Raw genomic sequence first — 15,440 nt, forward strand, 5'->3', positions numbered from 1 at the left:
GGCTTGACGCTATTTCCTGAATAGTGGATATTTCATCTACTATGACGGAAATCAAGGAATCGGCCGACACGGAAAGCCCGTCCGGCCTCAACCACCGCATCGCCCAGCGCGTGCGCGACCTGCGCGCCGCGCGGGGCCTCTCGCTCGACGCGCTCGCCACCCAGTGCGGCGTGAGCCGCTCGATGATCTCGCTCATCGAGCGCGGCGAGAGCAGCCCCACCGCCGTGGTGCTCGAAAAGCTCGCGACTGGCTTGGGCGTGTCGCTGGCCTCGCTGTTCGAGGCGCCCACACCCGCTGCCGACCCGGTCTCGCGGCTGGCCGACCAGCTGCAGTGGCGCGATCCGCATTCCGGCTACCTGCGCAGGAACGTGTCGCCCAGCGGCTTCGCGTCGCCGATCCAGATCGTCGAGGTGGAGTTTCCGCCCGGCGCGCGCGTGGCCTACGAGACCTCGGCGCGCGAGCCTCTCATCCACCAGCAGGTGTGGGTGCTCGACGGCGTCATCGAACTCACGCTGGGCGACGAGCAGCACCGGCTCGCCACCGGCGACTGCCTGGCGATGGTGCTCGACCGCCCCATGAGTTACCACAACCCCTCGCGCAAGAGCACCCGCTACGCCGTGGTGATCGCGACCGCCCCTTCTTCCTGGAGATGAACATGACGACCGTTTCTGCCGGCACCGCCCCGGCCATCCGCCTGCTGGACTCCGTTTCCGAAGCGCAGCTGCGCGACCTTGCCGCCGTGCTGGCCGATTGCGTCGATGGCGGCGCCTCGGTGAGCTTCATGCATCCGCTGAGCGAGGAGCGCGCGCAGGCCTTCTGGCGCAACGTGGCCGCCGGCGTTGACAGCGGCAAACGCGCGCTGCTGGTGGCGCAGGACGAGGAAGGCATCCTCGGCACCGTGCAGGTGGTGCTGGCGCAGCCCGAGAACCAGCCGCACCGCGGCGAGGTCGCGAAGATGCTCGTGCACCGCCGCGCGCGCCGCCGCGGCGTCGGAGCACTGCTGATGAAGGCGGCCGAACAGGTGGCGCGCGAACGCGGCAAGACGCTGCTGGTGCTCGACACATCGAGTGCCGACGCCGAGCGGCTCTACGAGCGCTCGGGCTGGGTGCGCGTCGGAACGATCCCCGGCTTCGCGCTGCTGCCGCAGGGCGAGCCCTGCGCAACCACCTTCTTCTATCGCGAGCTGAAGTGAAGGCCTGCGCGACGAGGGGCCGCTTCGCAGCCGATGCGTTCTAACGCGCGCCGAACGCCGCGTTCTCGAACAGGTCCTTGAACTCGCGCGGCTGCGAGCGCCAGTACTGGTGCGGCGCCTTCACCTGCGCGCCCAACTCGGCCGCCGCATGCCAGGGCCAGCGCGGGTCGTACAGGATCGCGCGCGCCAGCGACACCGCATCGGCCTGCCCGTTGGCGATGATGGCTTCGGCGTGCGCGGGTTCGGTGATGAGCCCGACCGCGATGGTCGGCAGGCCGACCTCGGTCTTGATGCGTTCCGCGAACGGCACCTGGTAGCCCGCGCCCAGCGTGATCGCCTGCTGCGGCGACACGCCGCCGCTGGACACATGGATGGCCGCGCAGCCGCGGGCCTGCAGCGCGCGCGAGAAGGCGACGGTGCTGTAGAGGTCCCAGCCGCCCGGCACCCAGTCGCTGGCCGACACGCGCACCCACACAGGGCGGTCGGCGGGGAACTCCTTGCGCACCGCGTCGAAGACTTCGAGCGGAAAGCGCAGGCGGTTCTCCAGGCTGCCGCCGTATTCGTCTTCGCGATGGTTGGCGATGGGCGAGAGGAACTGGTGCAGCAGGTAGCCGTGCGCCGCATGCAGCTCGATGCCGTCGATGCCCAGCCGCGCGGCGCGGCGGGCCGCGGCCACGAAGGCGTCGCGCACGCGGGCCAGCCCGGCGGCATCGAGCGCGATCGGCGGGTCTTCGCCCGGCGCGTGCGGCACGGCCGAGGGCGCCCAGGCCTTCCAGCCGCCGGGCTCGCCGGGGCGGATCTGCCTGCCGCCTTCCCACGGCGCGCGGCTCGACGCCTTGCGCCCCGCGTGGCCGAGCTGGATGGCGACCTTGATCGGCGAGTGCGCGCGCATCGCCTGCAGCACCCTCGCAAGGCCTTCCTCGTTGGCATCGGAATAAAGGCCGAGGTCGCCGGGCGAAATGCGGCCGTCGGCCTCCACCGCCGTCGCCTCGATGATCAGCAGCCCGGCACCCGAGAGCGCAAGGTGGCCCAGGTGGATCAGGTGCCAGTCGCCCGGCGTGCCTTCGGTGGCGGAGTACTGGCACATCGGCGCGATGACGATGCGGTTGTCGATCTTCAAGGGGCCGAGCTGCAGGGGCTCGAAAAGATGGCTTCGGTGGTTGCTGTCGCTGATGCTCATGAGGGTGTGGCTCCGCAGGTCCGGTAATTCTGCTGTGGCCGCGCCGTCGGTGCAGCCGCGGCGGCGGAAGCCTTGCGGCTCGATGCGGTATGGATCAGCAGCGCCGCGATCACCATCGCCATGCCGGCGGCCTCGCCCGCCGTGGGCAGGTGGCCCAGCGCCGCGCTCATCAGCAGCGCCGACACCGGCACGAAGTTGAGAAAAGCCGTGCCCGTGACCGCGCCGAGCGCGCGCACGCCGTAGTTGAAAGCCAGCACCGAGATGGCCGAAGGCACCACGCCGACGAAGAGCAGCGCATGCCACGACAGGCGCAGCCCTTCCACGCTCGGCACCGCGGACCAGCCCAGCACCGAAGCGCCGACGGCCGCCGCCAGCAGCACGGGCCACGAGGCCAGCACCGTGAGCGCGGTGTACTCGATCACGTCGAGCTCCGGAAAGCGCGCGGCGCCGCGCGTGTACCAGACCCAGCCCAGCGTGCCGACGAAGGCGATCGCGTCGCCCATCAGCGTGCTCGCCCCGCTCGCGGAGCCCGCGCCGCCGGCCAGCAGGCCCGAGACGGTCGCCACGCCCAGCAGCGCGAGCGCGCTGGTCAGCAGCGTGGTGCGCGTGGGGCGCACGCCGTCGAGCACCCAGCGCACGAGCTGCGTGGTCATGGGCGTGGTGGCGATGATGACCGCGCCGTGCGAGGGCACCGAGTGCGCCAGCCCCACCAGCAGCATCACGCTGAACACGCCGAAGCCGGCGGCGCCGCGCAGGGCCAGTGGCCCGGCATGCCGCCGCAGCTTGCGCCAGGGCGCCGCTCCGCGCGGCAGGATCAGCAGCACGAACAGCAGCGCCGACAGCGTGTAGCGGATCAGCGTGAACCACACCGGTTCGACATGGTGGAGCACGCCCTTGCTCACGAGGAACAGGGAGCCCCACCCGGAGGTGGCGAGCAGCAGCGCGGCGGTGCCGGCGATGCGTTGGCGAGTGGACATGGGAAGCCAGCCTTTTCTTTGCAATGGATCGATACCCCAAGAATCGGGGCTGCGGGGCGCCATTGCCATTCGCATCTTTGGACAGGGGGCTCCAAAAAAGCGAACGGACTCCTTCGGCGCCGGCGCTCACAATCGGCAGCCATGGAGCTCTACCAACTGAAGACCTTCGTTGCCATCGCCCGCGAGGGCAGCCTGACCCGCGCCGCCGAGCGCGTGTTCACCAGCGCGCCCGCGGTGAGCGCCCAGCTCAAGGCGCTGGAGGACGAACTCGGCGTGAAGCTGTTCGAGCGCACGCCGCGCGGCATGTCGCTCACCGAGGCCGGCGTGCGCCTGCTCGACGAGGCCGAGCGCACGCTGGATTCCGCGATGCGCATGCGCTCGGCCGCCGACCAGCTGCGCGGCGCGGCGCAGGGCGTGGTGCGCTTCGGCACGGTGGTCGATCCGGTCGCGCTGCGGCTCGGCGAGGTGCTGGTGAAGCTGGCGCAGCGCCATCCGCAGGTGACGCTGCAGCTCAAGCAGGGGCTGTCGTACGAGACGCTCTCGGCCGTGCAGCGCGGCGATCTCGACTGCGCCTACGTGCTCAGCGACGCGGAGCACATCGAGGGGCTGGAGCTGCACCGCCTGGGCGCGGTCGACCTGGTCGTGGCGCTGCCGCCGCCGGTGGCCGAGGCGCATCCCGACCTGTCGCTCGACGAGCTCACGAACCTGCCGTGGGTCGGCACGCCGCCCTCATGCATCCTGCGCGTGCATATCGAGAAGCTGTTCTCGGGCGCAGGCCGCGAGTACCGCCAGGGCCGCACGGCCGACGGCGAAAGCGCCATTCGCAGCATGGTCGCCAGCGGCATGGGCGCGGGGCTGATCCGGCTCGATCAGGCGCAGCAGGGCGAGCGCAACGGCGAGCTCGCGATCTGGAAGGGCTGGCGCTCGCACACGTGGCTGTGCTGGGTCGCGCCGGCCGGTGCCCGTCGCGCCGTCGCGGTCGAGGCGGTGAAAGAGGCCGTGATGGAGGCCTGGGCCTGAGGCTGCGCCTCGCGTGGCGGCCGGGGTGCGGTCAGCCAACGGTCAGGCTCGCCCGAGGTCCCATGGATTGACGGGATGGCGGCCCGTGCCGGGGCCTGTCATGATTCGCGGCTGCATGAATCACGACGCGAAGAATCCTCTTGCAGATCTGTTGAACCGCGCCAGGCAGGCCCTGGCGGACCAGGCGGGCGCGATGCCCGCCGCGGCTGCGGCCACAGCGCAAGCGGGTTGCGTGGTCTTCTTCGCCATCGGCGAGGACGGCAGCCGGGCCCGCGTGGCCTCGGGCCGCGGCGCGGACATCGAAGCTGCATGGCACGCCGCCGCCGAAGCCATCGCCACGCAGGCCAGGCGAGGTGCGCAGCCGCCGCAGCGCCTGCGCGCGGAGATCGTCGACAAGGTCGTGCCCATGCGCTGGGGCGACCTGAAGGCCAGGCTCGCGCAGACCAAGCGCAACTACTTCAACGAGGGCATTGCGTTCGACGCGAACTTCGAGTTCGCCCTGCTCGCGCAGGAAATGCACGGCAGCGCCGTGCTCTACAACGGCGACGTGGACCATGCCGAGCCCAACACCGGCAACCTGCGCCTGCACACCCGGCGGCGCTTCGGCCGCGAGCTCGACTTTCCTTCGGACGACGCTGCTCCGGTGTGGTGCTTCACCACGCGGGCCGTGTACGTCGACGCGAAGGGCGCGTGGCCCATCACCGCCGAAGGGCAGGCCGCGGGCTTTCGCGAACTGAACGACTGGAACGCGCAGCAGGTGCATGCGCTGATCGACGACGCGGGCAACTACCTCGCCGAACAGGTCAAGCCCACGGGCGAGTTCCACTACGGCTGGTTCCCCTGCTTCGACCGCACCATTCCCACCTACAACACGCTGCGCCACGCCAGCTCGACCTACGCGATGCTGGAGGCCTGGGAGCTCACGCGCAACGACACGCTGAAGGCGGCCATCGACCGCTCGCTGGCCTTCCTCACCGGCACGCTGATCCGCCCGGCCAACCTGCCCGACGGCACGCGCGCGGCCTACTTGCTGGACATCGGCAACGAGATCAAGCTCGGCGGCAATGCGGTGTGCCTGCTCGCGCTGGTCAAGTACACCGAGCTCACCGGCGACGAGCAATACCTGCCGCTGCTGGAGCAGCTCGCGCTCGGCATCCGCCACATGCAGGACCCGGAGACCGGCAGCTTCGTGCACGTGCTCAATGCGCCCGCGCTCGACGTGAAGGACAGGTTCCGCGTCATCTATTACGACGGCGAGGCCGCCTTCGGGCTGATGCGCCTGTACGGCCTCACGCGCGACGCGCGATGGCTCGCGGTGGTGGAGAAGGCCTTCGAGCACTTCATCGCCGCCGAGCACTGGCGCGCGCACGACCACTGGCTGAGCTACTGCGTCAACGAGCTCACGCGCTACCGGCCCGAGCTGCGCTACTACCGCTTCGGCCTGCAGAACGTGGCCGGGTATCTCGACTTCGTGCTGGAGCGCATCACCACCTTCCCCACGCTGCTCGAGCTGATGATGGCCGCGCGCGACATGGTGTTGCGGCTGGAGGCCGACCCAGAGCTGCGCCCGTTGCTGGCAGGGCTCGATCGCGACCGCTTCGACCGCGCGCTCGAGTACCGCGCGCGCTACCTCGCCAACGGCCACTTCTGGCCCGAGCTGGCGATGTTCTTCCGCAACCCGGCGCGCATCGCGGGCTCGTTCTTCATCAAGCACCACAGCTTCCGCGTGCGCATCGACGACGTGGAGCACTACCTCTCGGGCTACGTGGCTTACCACCGCATGCTGAAGGCGGGCGAGGCCGCCGCAACAGCAGATGCGGATGCCGATGCCGTGAGCGGCGCCACGGGCACCGTCGCATGGGGCGGCGACGTGAACCTTGCGCGCCGCCAGCACTACCGGCTGAAGGACCTCGGCGGTGCGCACAGGATGCTCGGCGACATCACCGCGCTGCGCGAGGCCGACCTGGGCATCGTGAACCTCGAATGCGTGGTCGCCACCGTCGGCGAGCAGGGCGTGGACAAGGACGAGACCGGCCCCTACTACTACCGCGCGCGCCCCGAGATGCTCGCGGTGCTGACGGAGGCCGGCATCGGCATGGTGGCCACCGCCAACAACCACAGCGGCGACTACGGCCCCGAGGCGCTGATGGAGCAGCACGCCCTGCTGCAGGTCGCGGGCATCGCGCAGGCCGGCACCGGCCGCACGCTGGAGGCAGCGCTGCGCCCGGCCTTCCGCCGCGCCGGCGGCGTGCGCGTGGCGCTGTTCTCGCTCGATGCCACGCAGCCGCGCTTTGCCGCCACCGCCACGCGCGCGGGCGCCGCATGGCTCCCGCTCGAAGACCCCGCCGCATGGACCGCCACGCTCGCGCCGCGCATCGAGGCCGCGCGCCGCGAGGCCGACGTGGTGCTGGTGGCGGTGCACTGGGGCGCCAACCTCGAGACCGAACCGTCGCCGGCCGAGATTGCCGTGGGCCATGCCATCGTCGATGCCGGTGCCGACGCGGTGCTCGGCACTTCGGCCCACGTGCTGCAGGGCATCGAGATCCACAAGGGCAGGCCCATCCTGCACGACGCCGGCGACCTGCTCTTCGACTCGGTGCGCAACGACTTCGGCGACTCCGGCGTGTTCACGCTGAAGCTGAGCCCGCGCGGCGTGGAGGAAGTGAGGTTCACGCCCGTCGGTGTGGGCTTCGGCTTCTCGCGGCAGCTCGAAGGCGACGAGGCGCGCGCTTTGAGCGAGCGCTTCGCCGCGCAGTGCCTCGCGCTCGGCACGCGGATGAGCCAGCTGCCGGACGGTCGCTGCGCGGTTCGCCTGTCGCCGCCCGAGCGGCCCGCGTTCCATGCCGACCCGGCCGGTGCCGGCGCACGGCACGTTCAGCCTGTTCCAGCCATTGCGCCCCTGCCGGCGCCGCGGCCCGAATGGCTGGTGGACGAGGTGCCCGCGGAGGCACGCATCGCGCCGCTGCAGTTCGGCCCCCTGCGCCTGGTGGGGCTGCGCTGCGTGCCGCGGCAGATCGTCGGGCGGCGCATGCTGTGGGTCGAATCCTTCTGGAGCGCCGACGCGCCCGTTTCCGCAGACCTGCGCCTGCACTTCCGCGCGCTACCGATGCGAAGCAAGCGCATGCCGCCGTGGGGCGAGGGCATGGACCACGATCCCTGCGACTGGATGTGGCCCACCAGCCGCTGGGAGCCCGGGCGCATCTACCGCGACCGCTACGGGCTGCGCCCGCCGCGCGCGGGGCTGCTCGAAAGCGACGTGCTGCAGATCGAGGTGTGCTTGCGCGGCGAATGGCCCGGGCTGCCGCCCGCGCGGCGCCTCGCGCTGTGGTGCGGGCTGCGCGTGCCCGATGCGCCCGTGCCGCTGCCGCAGCGTCCGGCGCCGGTGCTCTCGGCCGACCGCCCCGGTGCCGGCCCCGAAGCCGCGCCCGTGTGGACCGCCGAGGAACTGCAGCGCGTCACCGGCGGGCGCTGGCTGGTCGAGCCGCCGCCGGGCTGGTTCGCCAACTCGGTGGTACGCGGGCCCTTGCACATGTCGCTCCTGCCCGGGCCCTCGCTCTTCATCGCCTCCGACTACCGCACGCTGGCCGTGCACGAGAGCTACAGCAAGCCGCGCGCCGACAACTGGGACCGCCATCTCGAACTGCCGCGGCTGCACTCCGCGCTGGCCGGCGCGGTGGTTGCGCATCCGGTGGAAGGGCTCGACCCGGCCTTTCCGCTGCTGCAGGCGGACGACCCCATCGCCGCGATGATCGCCATGGGCGCCGCGGCGCGGGCGCGCTACAAGGGCATGGTGGTGGGCGTGACCGGCACGGTCGGCAAGTCGTCCACCATCGCGATGCTGCGCGACCTGCTGCCCGAGCGCGCGCGGGTACACACCACCATCGACAACTACAACTCGCGCGTCGGCGTGCCGGCCACGCTCGCGAACCTCGGGCCCGACGTGGACGTGTGCATCCTGGAGATGGCGCAGAGCGGCCTGTGGATGGACCGCGGCCCGATCTCGCTGGTGGCTCGTCCGCACGTGGCCATCGTCACCGAGATCGGCCTGTCGCAGACCCGGCAGGCATCGACGCTGGAGCTCACGGCGGCCTACAAGTCGCGCATCTTCCTCGGGCTGGAGCCCGGCGGCGTGGCGATCGTGCCCGACCACATTCCCTGCCTGCGCCAGGTGGTGGACGCCGCCGCGCTCACGGCCGGCGCGATCTGGGTGGTGGGCAGCGGCCCCGACGCCAACGTGCGCATGCTCGACGCGCGGCCCGAGCCCGGCGGTGGCTGCCGCGTGCGGGTTGCCGTTCCCGGACGCATCTACGAGTACCTGTTCCCTGTCGAAAGCGCGGGGCTGGTGCGCAATTCGCTGCTCGCATTCGCGGCGCTGCTGGCCATGGGCTTCGACGGCGAGGCCGCCTGCGCGCGCATGCCGCGGGTGCGCCTGCCGGCATCGGTGATGCAGGTGCGCGCGCTGCGCACGCAGGCCGGCGTGCAGGCCACGCTGATCGACGACAGCTGGAACGCCGAGGTCATGTCGATGCGCAACGCCATGGATTTCGTGCGCACCTGGCAGCGCGCGGACAACGGCCCGGTGCTGCGCAAGATCGGCGTGCTGGGGCGCATCGTCAACCTCGGCAAGGATGCCGAGGCCATGCACCGCAGCCTGGCCGCGCCGCTGCTGGCCTCGGGCATCGGGCACCTCGTGACGCACGGCGAGGAGATGCGCTGGCTGCGCGAGGAAGTGCCTGCCGAGCTGCTCGGGCCGCACTTCGACGATGCCGCGCAGCTCGCGCTCTACCTCGGCGGCGTGCTGCGCAACGGCGACCTCGTGCTGGTGAAGGGCGACCGCGTCGGCTCCGACTTCGGCAGCATCCCGGGGCTCCTGCAAAGCCTATGAGGCTGCTGCGCACGCTTCGAAGACTGCGCTTCGTGCTGCTGCTCGTCGCGCTGGCGCAGACCGCCTGCGCCCAGCGCACCGGGCCCGACGTGCCGCGCGTCTTCGCAGCCGGCGCCGACGAGGTGCTGTACTGGAACCAGCCCGCCGACCGCAGCCTCTGCCCCGACCGCAACGGCTTCCTGTGGGTGCAGGCCGCGGAGGGGCCGTCGTGCATCCGCTACTTCGCGAGCGACGACATCGACGGCGCGCGCATCGCCATCGTGCAGTTCTCGGGCGACCGCGACGGCGTGATGGACCAGGCGCCCACGCGCATTCCCGGCAACACCGAAGAGCTGCGCACGCTCGACGCGCAGCGCAGCCGCGACCGCGCCGGCGTGCCGTGGATCTTCGTGGCGCGGCCCGGCACGTACGGCTCTTCGGGCGACCACCGCAAGCGCCGCCAGCTCGTGGAGTTCCACGCGCTCGATGCGGCGCTCGACGCGCTCATGCAGCGCCACCGGCTGCAGCGCATCGTCATCGTCGGCCACAGCGGCGGCGCCACCGCGGGAGCCGCGCTGCTCACGATGGGGCGCACGCGCGTGGCCTGCGCGGTGCTCACCTCGGGCGCCTACGGCCTGCTGGAGCGCGCGCGCATGCTGGGCCGCTCGAAGGACGGCCGCACCGACACCACAGGCAGCACGCAGTTCTACGACCCGCTCGACCACGTGGGCGGCATCGCGCGCGACCCGGCGCGGCGCATCGTGCTGATAGGCAGCCGCGAGGACCGCAACACGCCCTTCGTGCTGCAGGAGCGCTTTGCCGATGCCGTGACCAAGGCCGGCCACCGCATCGAGCTGCGCACCCACGCGGCCGAGCCGCCCGACTTCCATGACCTCAAGGACGGCATCGCGCTGCGCACCGCCTCGCAGTGCGCGCGCGAGTCACTCCTTCCCTGATCACCAGACACATGAGCAATCAAGAACAGAAAAGCAGCATCGCCTCGCGCGAGTACGGCCGCATGCCCGACGGCCGCGTGGTCACCGAATACACCCTCGACAACGGCCTCGGCCTGAGCCTGAGCGCCATCAACATCGGCGGCATCGTCACCGCGCTGCGCGTGCCCGACCGGCAGGGGCGCTGCGACAGCGTGGTGCTGGGCCTGCCTTCGCTGGCCGACTACCTGGGGCCGCATCCGCACCTGGGAACCATCGTCGGGCGCTACGCGAACCGCATCGCGGGCGGGCGCTTCACGCTCGATGGCAAGGTGCACCAGCTGGGCCTGAACGACGGCCCCAATTCCCTGCACGGCGGCGCAACGGGCTTCGGCAAGCGCTACTGGGAGATCGAGCCGCTCTCCGCGCAGCAGGCAGGCGCCGATGCCATCGCCATCGAGCTGAGCAACACCAGTGCCGACGCAGAAGAGGGCTACCCGGGAGAAGTTCGGCTCGCGGTGCGCTACACGCTGAGCACGAAGGCGAACACATGGCGCATCGACTACAGCGCCACCACCGACAGGCCCACGGTGCTGAACCTGAGCCACCACGACTACTTCAATCTCGCGGGCAGCGGCTCGGTGATGGACCACCGGCTGACGCTCGCCGCGAGCCGCTACTGCCCGGTGGACGCGACGCTGATCCCGCTGGACGTCGCCGAGGTGGCCGGCACCCCCTTCGACTTCCGCACCCCGACGCGCATCGGCGAGCGCATCCGCGAAGGCCATGAGCAGCTGCTGCGCGCCCATGGCTACGACCACAACTGGGTGCTCGATCGAACCGGTGCCGCGCAGGGCCTCGCGCTCGCGGCGCGGCTGGAGCACGATGCCTCGGGCCGCGTGATGGAGGTGCACACCAGCGAGCCCGGCGTGCAGTTCTACTCGGGCAACTTCCTCGACGGCAGCCTCTTCGGCAGCGCGGGCGCGAGCATCAGGCAGGGCGACGGGCTGTGCCTGGAGACGCAGCACTTTCCCGATTCGCCGAACCGCCCGGACTTTCCTTCAACAGTGCTGCGGCCCGGCGAGCGCTTCCACAGCGCGACGGAGCATCGGTTCTCGCTGATGGGTTGATGCCGTCTTCGCGATTGCACATGCAATCGCAGGTCAATAGAGGCTGTAGTGGTGGTCGTAGCTGCGAAAGCGCAGCCGCGGCTTTCGAGGCTCGTCGAAGTGCAGCTGCAGCAGATTGCGCGGGTGTGCCGTGTCGACCAGCAGCTGCTCTTCGCTTTCGGGCGACGCAGCCTGAGAAAGGGCGAGGCGCTTGAACACGTGGGTCAGTGCCGCTTCGGCCGTCTGCGGCTGATAGCCGTCGTCCAGCAGCAGTGCGGGCTCGGCGATGTGCTCCTGGTGCAGCCAGTACCAGACACCTTCGTTCGGCGTCGCGGGCCGCGCGCCGGGGTTGTCCTGGTCGCCGGGGGCGTTGGGCGGCTCGCCGGGGACCACGCCCTGCGGATCCCAAGCGAGGGCGCCCAGGCCGTCGCCGATCTCCACGAATACGGCCACGCTGCGGCGGTAGCGCGCCAGGACCGAATGCGGCAGCAGCACGCCGAGGTCACCGTTGCCGTCGCCGTATCCGCCGGGGCCGAGCAGCAGGCCTTCGGCCGTCTGCAGCCGATGGGGCTGCACGAAGTACGAGTTGTCGATCCGGATGTCGGCTTCGGCCAGCAGTGCGCGCAGCGGCGAGGGCAGCGTGGTGCCCAGCCGGGCTTCGGCTTCGAGCAGCACAGCCTCGGCGCTGGTGCCGGCAGGCAGATGGGCGTCGCCGACCTCCACCAGTCCGGAGAGTTCGGCGAAGGCGCGGATGCGCTCGACCAGCGGCCGGGCCGTGTCGTAGAGAGGGTGGGAGATGCGGGCCATGTCGAGCACCGACCAGCGCCGCTTGAACGAGGTGGCCTTGCCCTGGGCATCGACGTGCGATCCGCGCAGCTCGAGCCGACGAAGGTTCTCCGGCAGCTCGAACACCAGCGATGGCAGCTTCTTCAGCCCCGGCACCGTCGCCGTGTGCTCCAGCCTCGCGATGGCCTTGCCGTCCGCCAGCACGTCGACATTCACTCGCTCTCCGACCTGGAGCCAAGGATGGATGCCCGCCCGCCCCTTCGTCGCATGCTGCGGCGGTGCGTCTCCCGCGAAGACCCTGGAAAAGAGATTGCCGATGTAGGAAGAAAGAAGCGCTGCCATGTTCGATGCGTGGATGCCGCCGCCGGAGCCGATGCGCGGGTGTAGTGATGAAGGACGCCGAGTATCGTTTCTGCTCAGCCCGCGAACAGCGCCGCCGGCACGCCGGGGCTGTCGATGCGCACCCTGAACAGGCCGCCCGCCAAAGGCTCGGCCGCTTCCTGCTCGGGCGTGAGGCCGTTGCGCGCGGTCGTGATGTAGAGCGTGCGCAGGTCCGCATCGCCGAAGGCGCAGTCTGTGACGTGGCTCGCGGGTATGGCGATGCGGCACAGTTCGGCCGCGCTCACCGGGTCGTGGCAGGTCACGCAGGAGCCGCCCCAGTGCGCGATCCACAGGCGGCCTGCGGCGTCGGTGGTCATGCCGTCGGGCAGTCCGTCGGGCTTGGGGAAGCGGTGCCACACGCGGCGGTTCGACACGGTGCCGGCTTCCATGTCGAAGTCGTAGGCGTAGAGGTTGTTGAGCACCGTGTTGTTGAAGTACATGGTGCGGCCGTCGGCCGACCAGGTCGGGCCGTTGGTCACCTCGAAGCCGTCGTCGTGCTTTGTGCAGCGGCCGTCGGCGTCGTAGCGGTAGAGCGCCCCGGTGGGCGCCTTGCAGTCGAAGTCCATGCTGCCGGCCCAGAAGCGGCCGCGCGCGTCGCACTTGCCGTCGTTGAAGCGGTTGCCGGTGCGCTCGGGCTCGGGCTGGTGCAGGTAGCGCGGCTTCGCCTCGTCGCCGGGCGCGGTGGTGTCGACGAGCGCGAAGCCGCGGCGCAGCGTGACGAAGAGGCCGGGAGCCGATGCGCGCTCGGCGATGGCGGTGATCTCCTCGTCGAAGTGCCAGGTGCGCTGCGCGCCGGTGGCCGGGTCGTAGCGGAAGAGGCGCGGCGTGAGGATGTCGATCCAGTACAGCGCCTGCTCGCGCTGCGACCACATGGTGCCTTCGCCGAGGTTCGCGCCGGCGGGCCAGATGCACTCGGCCTGGCCGATGACGGAAGGAGAGGGAGAAGGGGGGACGGGGGGAACGGGGCTGCTTGTCTCTTGGCTCATTGGTCTTCTTTCCTGTTCGTGTCTGTCGGTCGTCTTGACGCGGCGGATGGTATCAAGGCATATTGATAACCGAAATTTAAAATAGCGGCATTGATTGATATCTGTATTGCAATGCCTTTGGATTCCCATCTCGGAGACTTTTCTTGAATTCCCCCCAGTTTTCCATCCATCCGAGCCTCAAGGGCCGCACCGTGTTCGTCACCGGCGGAGGCAGCGGCATCGGCGCGGGCATCGTTTCGGCGTTCGCCGAACAGGGCGCCCGCGTGGCCTTCGTCGACATTGCCGAAAGCGCCAGCGCGGCGCTCGCGAAGCAGATCGAGGATGCCGGCCATGCCGCGCCGTGGTGGCGCACCTGCGACGTGCGCGACATCGCCGCGCTGCAGAAGGCGATTGCCGACGCGGCCGCCGAACTCGGCGACTTCGCGGTGCTCGTCAACAACGTGGCGAGCGACGACCGCCACACGCTCGAATCGGTCACGCCCGACTATTACGACAACCGCATGGCCATCAACGAGCGTCCCGCGCTCTTCGCCATCCAGTCGGTGGTGCCGGGCATGAAGCGCCTGGGCTTCGGCTCGGTGGTCAACCTGGGCTCCACGGGCTGGCAGACCAAGGGCTCCGGCTACCCCTGCTACGCGATCGCGAAGTCGTCGGTGAACGGTCTCACGCGCGGCCTCGCGGTGGACCTGGGCCGCGACCGCATCCGCATCAACACCGTCTCGCCCGGCTGGGTGATGACCGAGCGTCAGGTCAAGCTGTGGCTCGACGAGGAGGGCGAGCAGTCGCTCAAGCGCAACCAGTGCCTGCCCGACAAGCTCATGCCCGAAGACATCGCGCGCATGGTGCTGTTCCTCGCATCGGACGACGCGAAGATGTGCACGGCCCAGGAGTTCACCGTCGACGCCGGTTGGACCTGAAGCCGCGGCCCGCCCGGTTGCCGGTCAGTCGATCTCCATCTCCAGCTTGCGCCCGTAGACGCTGACGCTCGCCGTCTTCAGCGCCTTCAGCATCACCTTCGCCGCCGGTGACAGCAGCCGGTCGGTGCGGGTGATGATGCCGAAGGCGTCCATGTGGCAGGGCATGTCCAGCGGCAGCAGCGACACGATGCCGTGCGATGCGTAGTAGCGCGCCACGTCGGTCGCGAGCACGGCGACCATGTCGCTTTGCTGCAGCATGCGCGTGATGAAGAGCAGGGCCGGGCTTTCGATGGTGTTGGTGGGCGGAGCGAGGCCTTCCTCCTGGAACATCAGCTCGAAGCGGTGGCGCAGCACGCTGCCCGCGGGCGGCACGATCCAGCCTGCGCTCACCACGTCGCGCAGCGTGAGGCCGCTCACGCCCAGCAGCGGATGGCCGGGTCGCACCAGCGCGCACACGGGCTCCTCGCTCAGGGCTTCGTAGCGCAGCTGCGACTTGTCGTGTTCGGCGAACAGGCGCGCCACGAGGATGTCGAGCTTGCCCTGCTCCAGCCGCTCGAGCAGCACGGGGCTGGTCTCGATCTCCAGCGACACGCGCAGGTCGGGTTGCTCGCGCTTGACCATCGCCACGGCCGGCGGCATCAGCGTGAGGCCGGGCGCGGTGATGGCGCCCACGTTCACCTGGCCAAAGCGGCCGGCCTTGAGCGCGGTGAGTTCGTCGTGCGCCTGGTTCAGGCTCGCGAGCGCCACGCGGGCGTGGCGGATCATGGTCTCACCGTACCAGGTCGCCCGCATGCCGCGCGGCAGGCGCTCGAAAAGCGGCACCTCCAGCACGTCTTCCAGGTCCTTCAGCAGCTTGGAGGCGGCCGGCTGCGTCATGTTGAGCACCTGGGCCGCGCGGTGGATGTTGCCTTCCTCGGCCAGGGCCACGAGCAGCAGCAACTGGCGGGTCTTGAGGCGGGCGCGGATGAACCAGTGGTTGTAGTTGGTCATGTCTCTGGACTTCAAACAAAGGATTGACCGGGTTTTCCAGAATCCGGCGATCGATATCCATTTTGCTCAAAAAACGATTGGATCGATATCAAATCTATACATAGAC

The 15,440-nt window shown here is 70.1% G+C and carries 12 protein-coding genes; 7 read left to right on the top strand and 5 right to left on the bottom strand.

Annotated features, from left to right (window positions below; all coding sequences use genetic code 11):
* The first annotated feature begins 41 nt into the window (after nucleotides 1–41).
* Nucleotides 42–653 carry a helix-turn-helix domain-containing protein gene (locus FHT32_RS31720; RefSeq protein WP_176668524.1) on the top strand — a complete coding sequence of 204 codons (612 nt, stop codon included), beginning with the start codon at nucleotides 42–44 and terminating at the stop codon, nucleotides 651–653.
* Complete coding sequence (locus FHT32_RS31725) at nucleotides 650–1,192, top strand: N-acetyltransferase family protein (protein ID WP_371132302.1); 543 nt, start codon at nucleotides 650–652, stop codon at nucleotides 1,190–1,192. Before FHT32_RS31720 ends, FHT32_RS31725 begins: the two co-directional genes overlap by 4 nt.
* 40 nt (nucleotides 1,193–1,232) lie before the next feature.
* Here the strand turns inward: FHT32_RS31725 and FHT32_RS31730 are convergent, their stop codons facing one another.
* Both FHT32_RS31730 and FHT32_RS31735 read right to left on the bottom strand, forming a co-directional pair.
* The gene (locus FHT32_RS31730) at nucleotides 1,233–2,372 is read right to left on the bottom strand and encodes an NADH:flavin oxidoreductase/NADH oxidase (RefSeq protein WP_176668526.1); all 1,140 of its coding nucleotides are present in this window, start codon (nucleotides 2,370–2,372) and stop codon (nucleotides 1,233–1,235) included.
* Nucleotides 2,369–3,349 carry a DMT family transporter gene (locus FHT32_RS31735; protein ID WP_176668527.1) on the bottom strand — a complete coding sequence of 327 codons (981 nt, stop codon included), beginning with the start codon at nucleotides 3,347–3,349 and terminating at the stop codon, nucleotides 2,369–2,371. Before FHT32_RS31735 ends, FHT32_RS31730 begins: the two co-directional genes overlap by 4 nt.
* Nucleotides 3,350–3,490: 141 nt before the next feature.
* Here FHT32_RS31735 and FHT32_RS31740 point away from each other — a divergent pair, with 141 nt between their 5' ends.
* The 4 genes from FHT32_RS31740 (at nucleotide 3,491) to FHT32_RS31755 (ending at nucleotide 11,295) form a co-directional block, all read left to right on the top strand.
* The gene (locus FHT32_RS31740) at nucleotides 3,491–4,369 is read left to right on the top strand and encodes a LysR family transcriptional regulator (protein WP_176668528.1); all 879 of its coding nucleotides are present in this window, start codon (nucleotides 3,491–3,493) and stop codon (nucleotides 4,367–4,369) included.
* 115 nt (nucleotides 4,370–4,484) lie between these two features.
* Nucleotides 4,485–9,254, top strand: a complete 4,770-nt coding sequence (locus FHT32_RS31745; protein ID WP_256099238.1) for a CapA family protein — start codon at nucleotides 4,485–4,487, stop codon at nucleotides 9,252–9,254.
* On the top strand, nucleotides 9,251–10,189 hold the full coding sequence (locus tag FHT32_RS31750) for a S9 family peptidase (RefSeq protein ID WP_176668530.1): 939 nt from the start codon (nucleotides 9,251–9,253) through the stop codon (nucleotides 10,187–10,189). Before FHT32_RS31745 ends, FHT32_RS31750 begins: the two co-directional genes overlap by 4 nt.
* Before the next feature lie 11 nt (nucleotides 10,190–10,200).
* Nucleotides 10,201–11,295 carry an aldose epimerase family protein gene (locus tag FHT32_RS31755; protein ID WP_176668531.1) on the top strand — a complete coding sequence of 365 codons (1,095 nt, stop codon included), beginning with the start codon at nucleotides 10,201–10,203 and terminating at the stop codon, nucleotides 11,293–11,295.
* A gap of 33 nt (nucleotides 11,296–11,328) precedes the next feature.
* On the opposite strand, the gene FHT32_RS31760 is transcribed toward FHT32_RS31755, so the two are convergent.
* Together FHT32_RS31760 and FHT32_RS31765 are read right to left on the bottom strand one after the other, a co-directional pair.
* Nucleotides 11,329–12,276 (bottom strand): hypothetical protein, encoded by a 948-nt coding sequence (locus tag FHT32_RS31760; RefSeq protein ID WP_176668532.1) that lies wholly within the window; start codon nucleotides 12,274–12,276, stop codon nucleotides 11,329–11,331.
* A 200-nt stretch (nucleotides 12,277–12,476) separates the two neighbouring features.
* Complete coding sequence (locus FHT32_RS31765; RefSeq protein ID WP_176668533.1) at nucleotides 12,477–13,427, bottom strand: SMP-30/gluconolactonase/LRE family protein; 951 nt, start codon at nucleotides 13,425–13,427, stop codon at nucleotides 12,477–12,479.
* Nucleotides 13,428–13,570: 143 nt separating this feature from the next.
* On the opposite strand from FHT32_RS31765, the gene FHT32_RS31770 reads away from it, so the two are divergent.
* Nucleotides 13,571–14,344 (top strand): SDR family NAD(P)-dependent oxidoreductase, encoded by a 774-nt coding sequence (locus FHT32_RS31770; RefSeq protein WP_176668534.1) that lies wholly within the window; start codon nucleotides 13,571–13,573, stop codon nucleotides 14,342–14,344.
* A gap of 24 nt (nucleotides 14,345–14,368) precedes the next feature.
* Here FHT32_RS31770 and FHT32_RS31775 read toward each other — a convergent pair whose 3' ends face one another.
* Entirely contained in the window at nucleotides 14,369–15,334 is a 966-nt protein-coding gene (locus FHT32_RS31775; RefSeq protein WP_176668535.1) for a LysR family transcriptional regulator, read from the bottom strand.
* Nucleotides 15,335–15,440 lie beyond the last annotated feature (106 nt).

Origin of the sequence: Variovorax sp. SG517 (genome assembly GCF_013376045.1) — a bacterium.
Lineage (GTDB): Bacteria > Pseudomonadota > Gammaproteobacteria > Burkholderiales > Burkholderiaceae_C > Variovorax.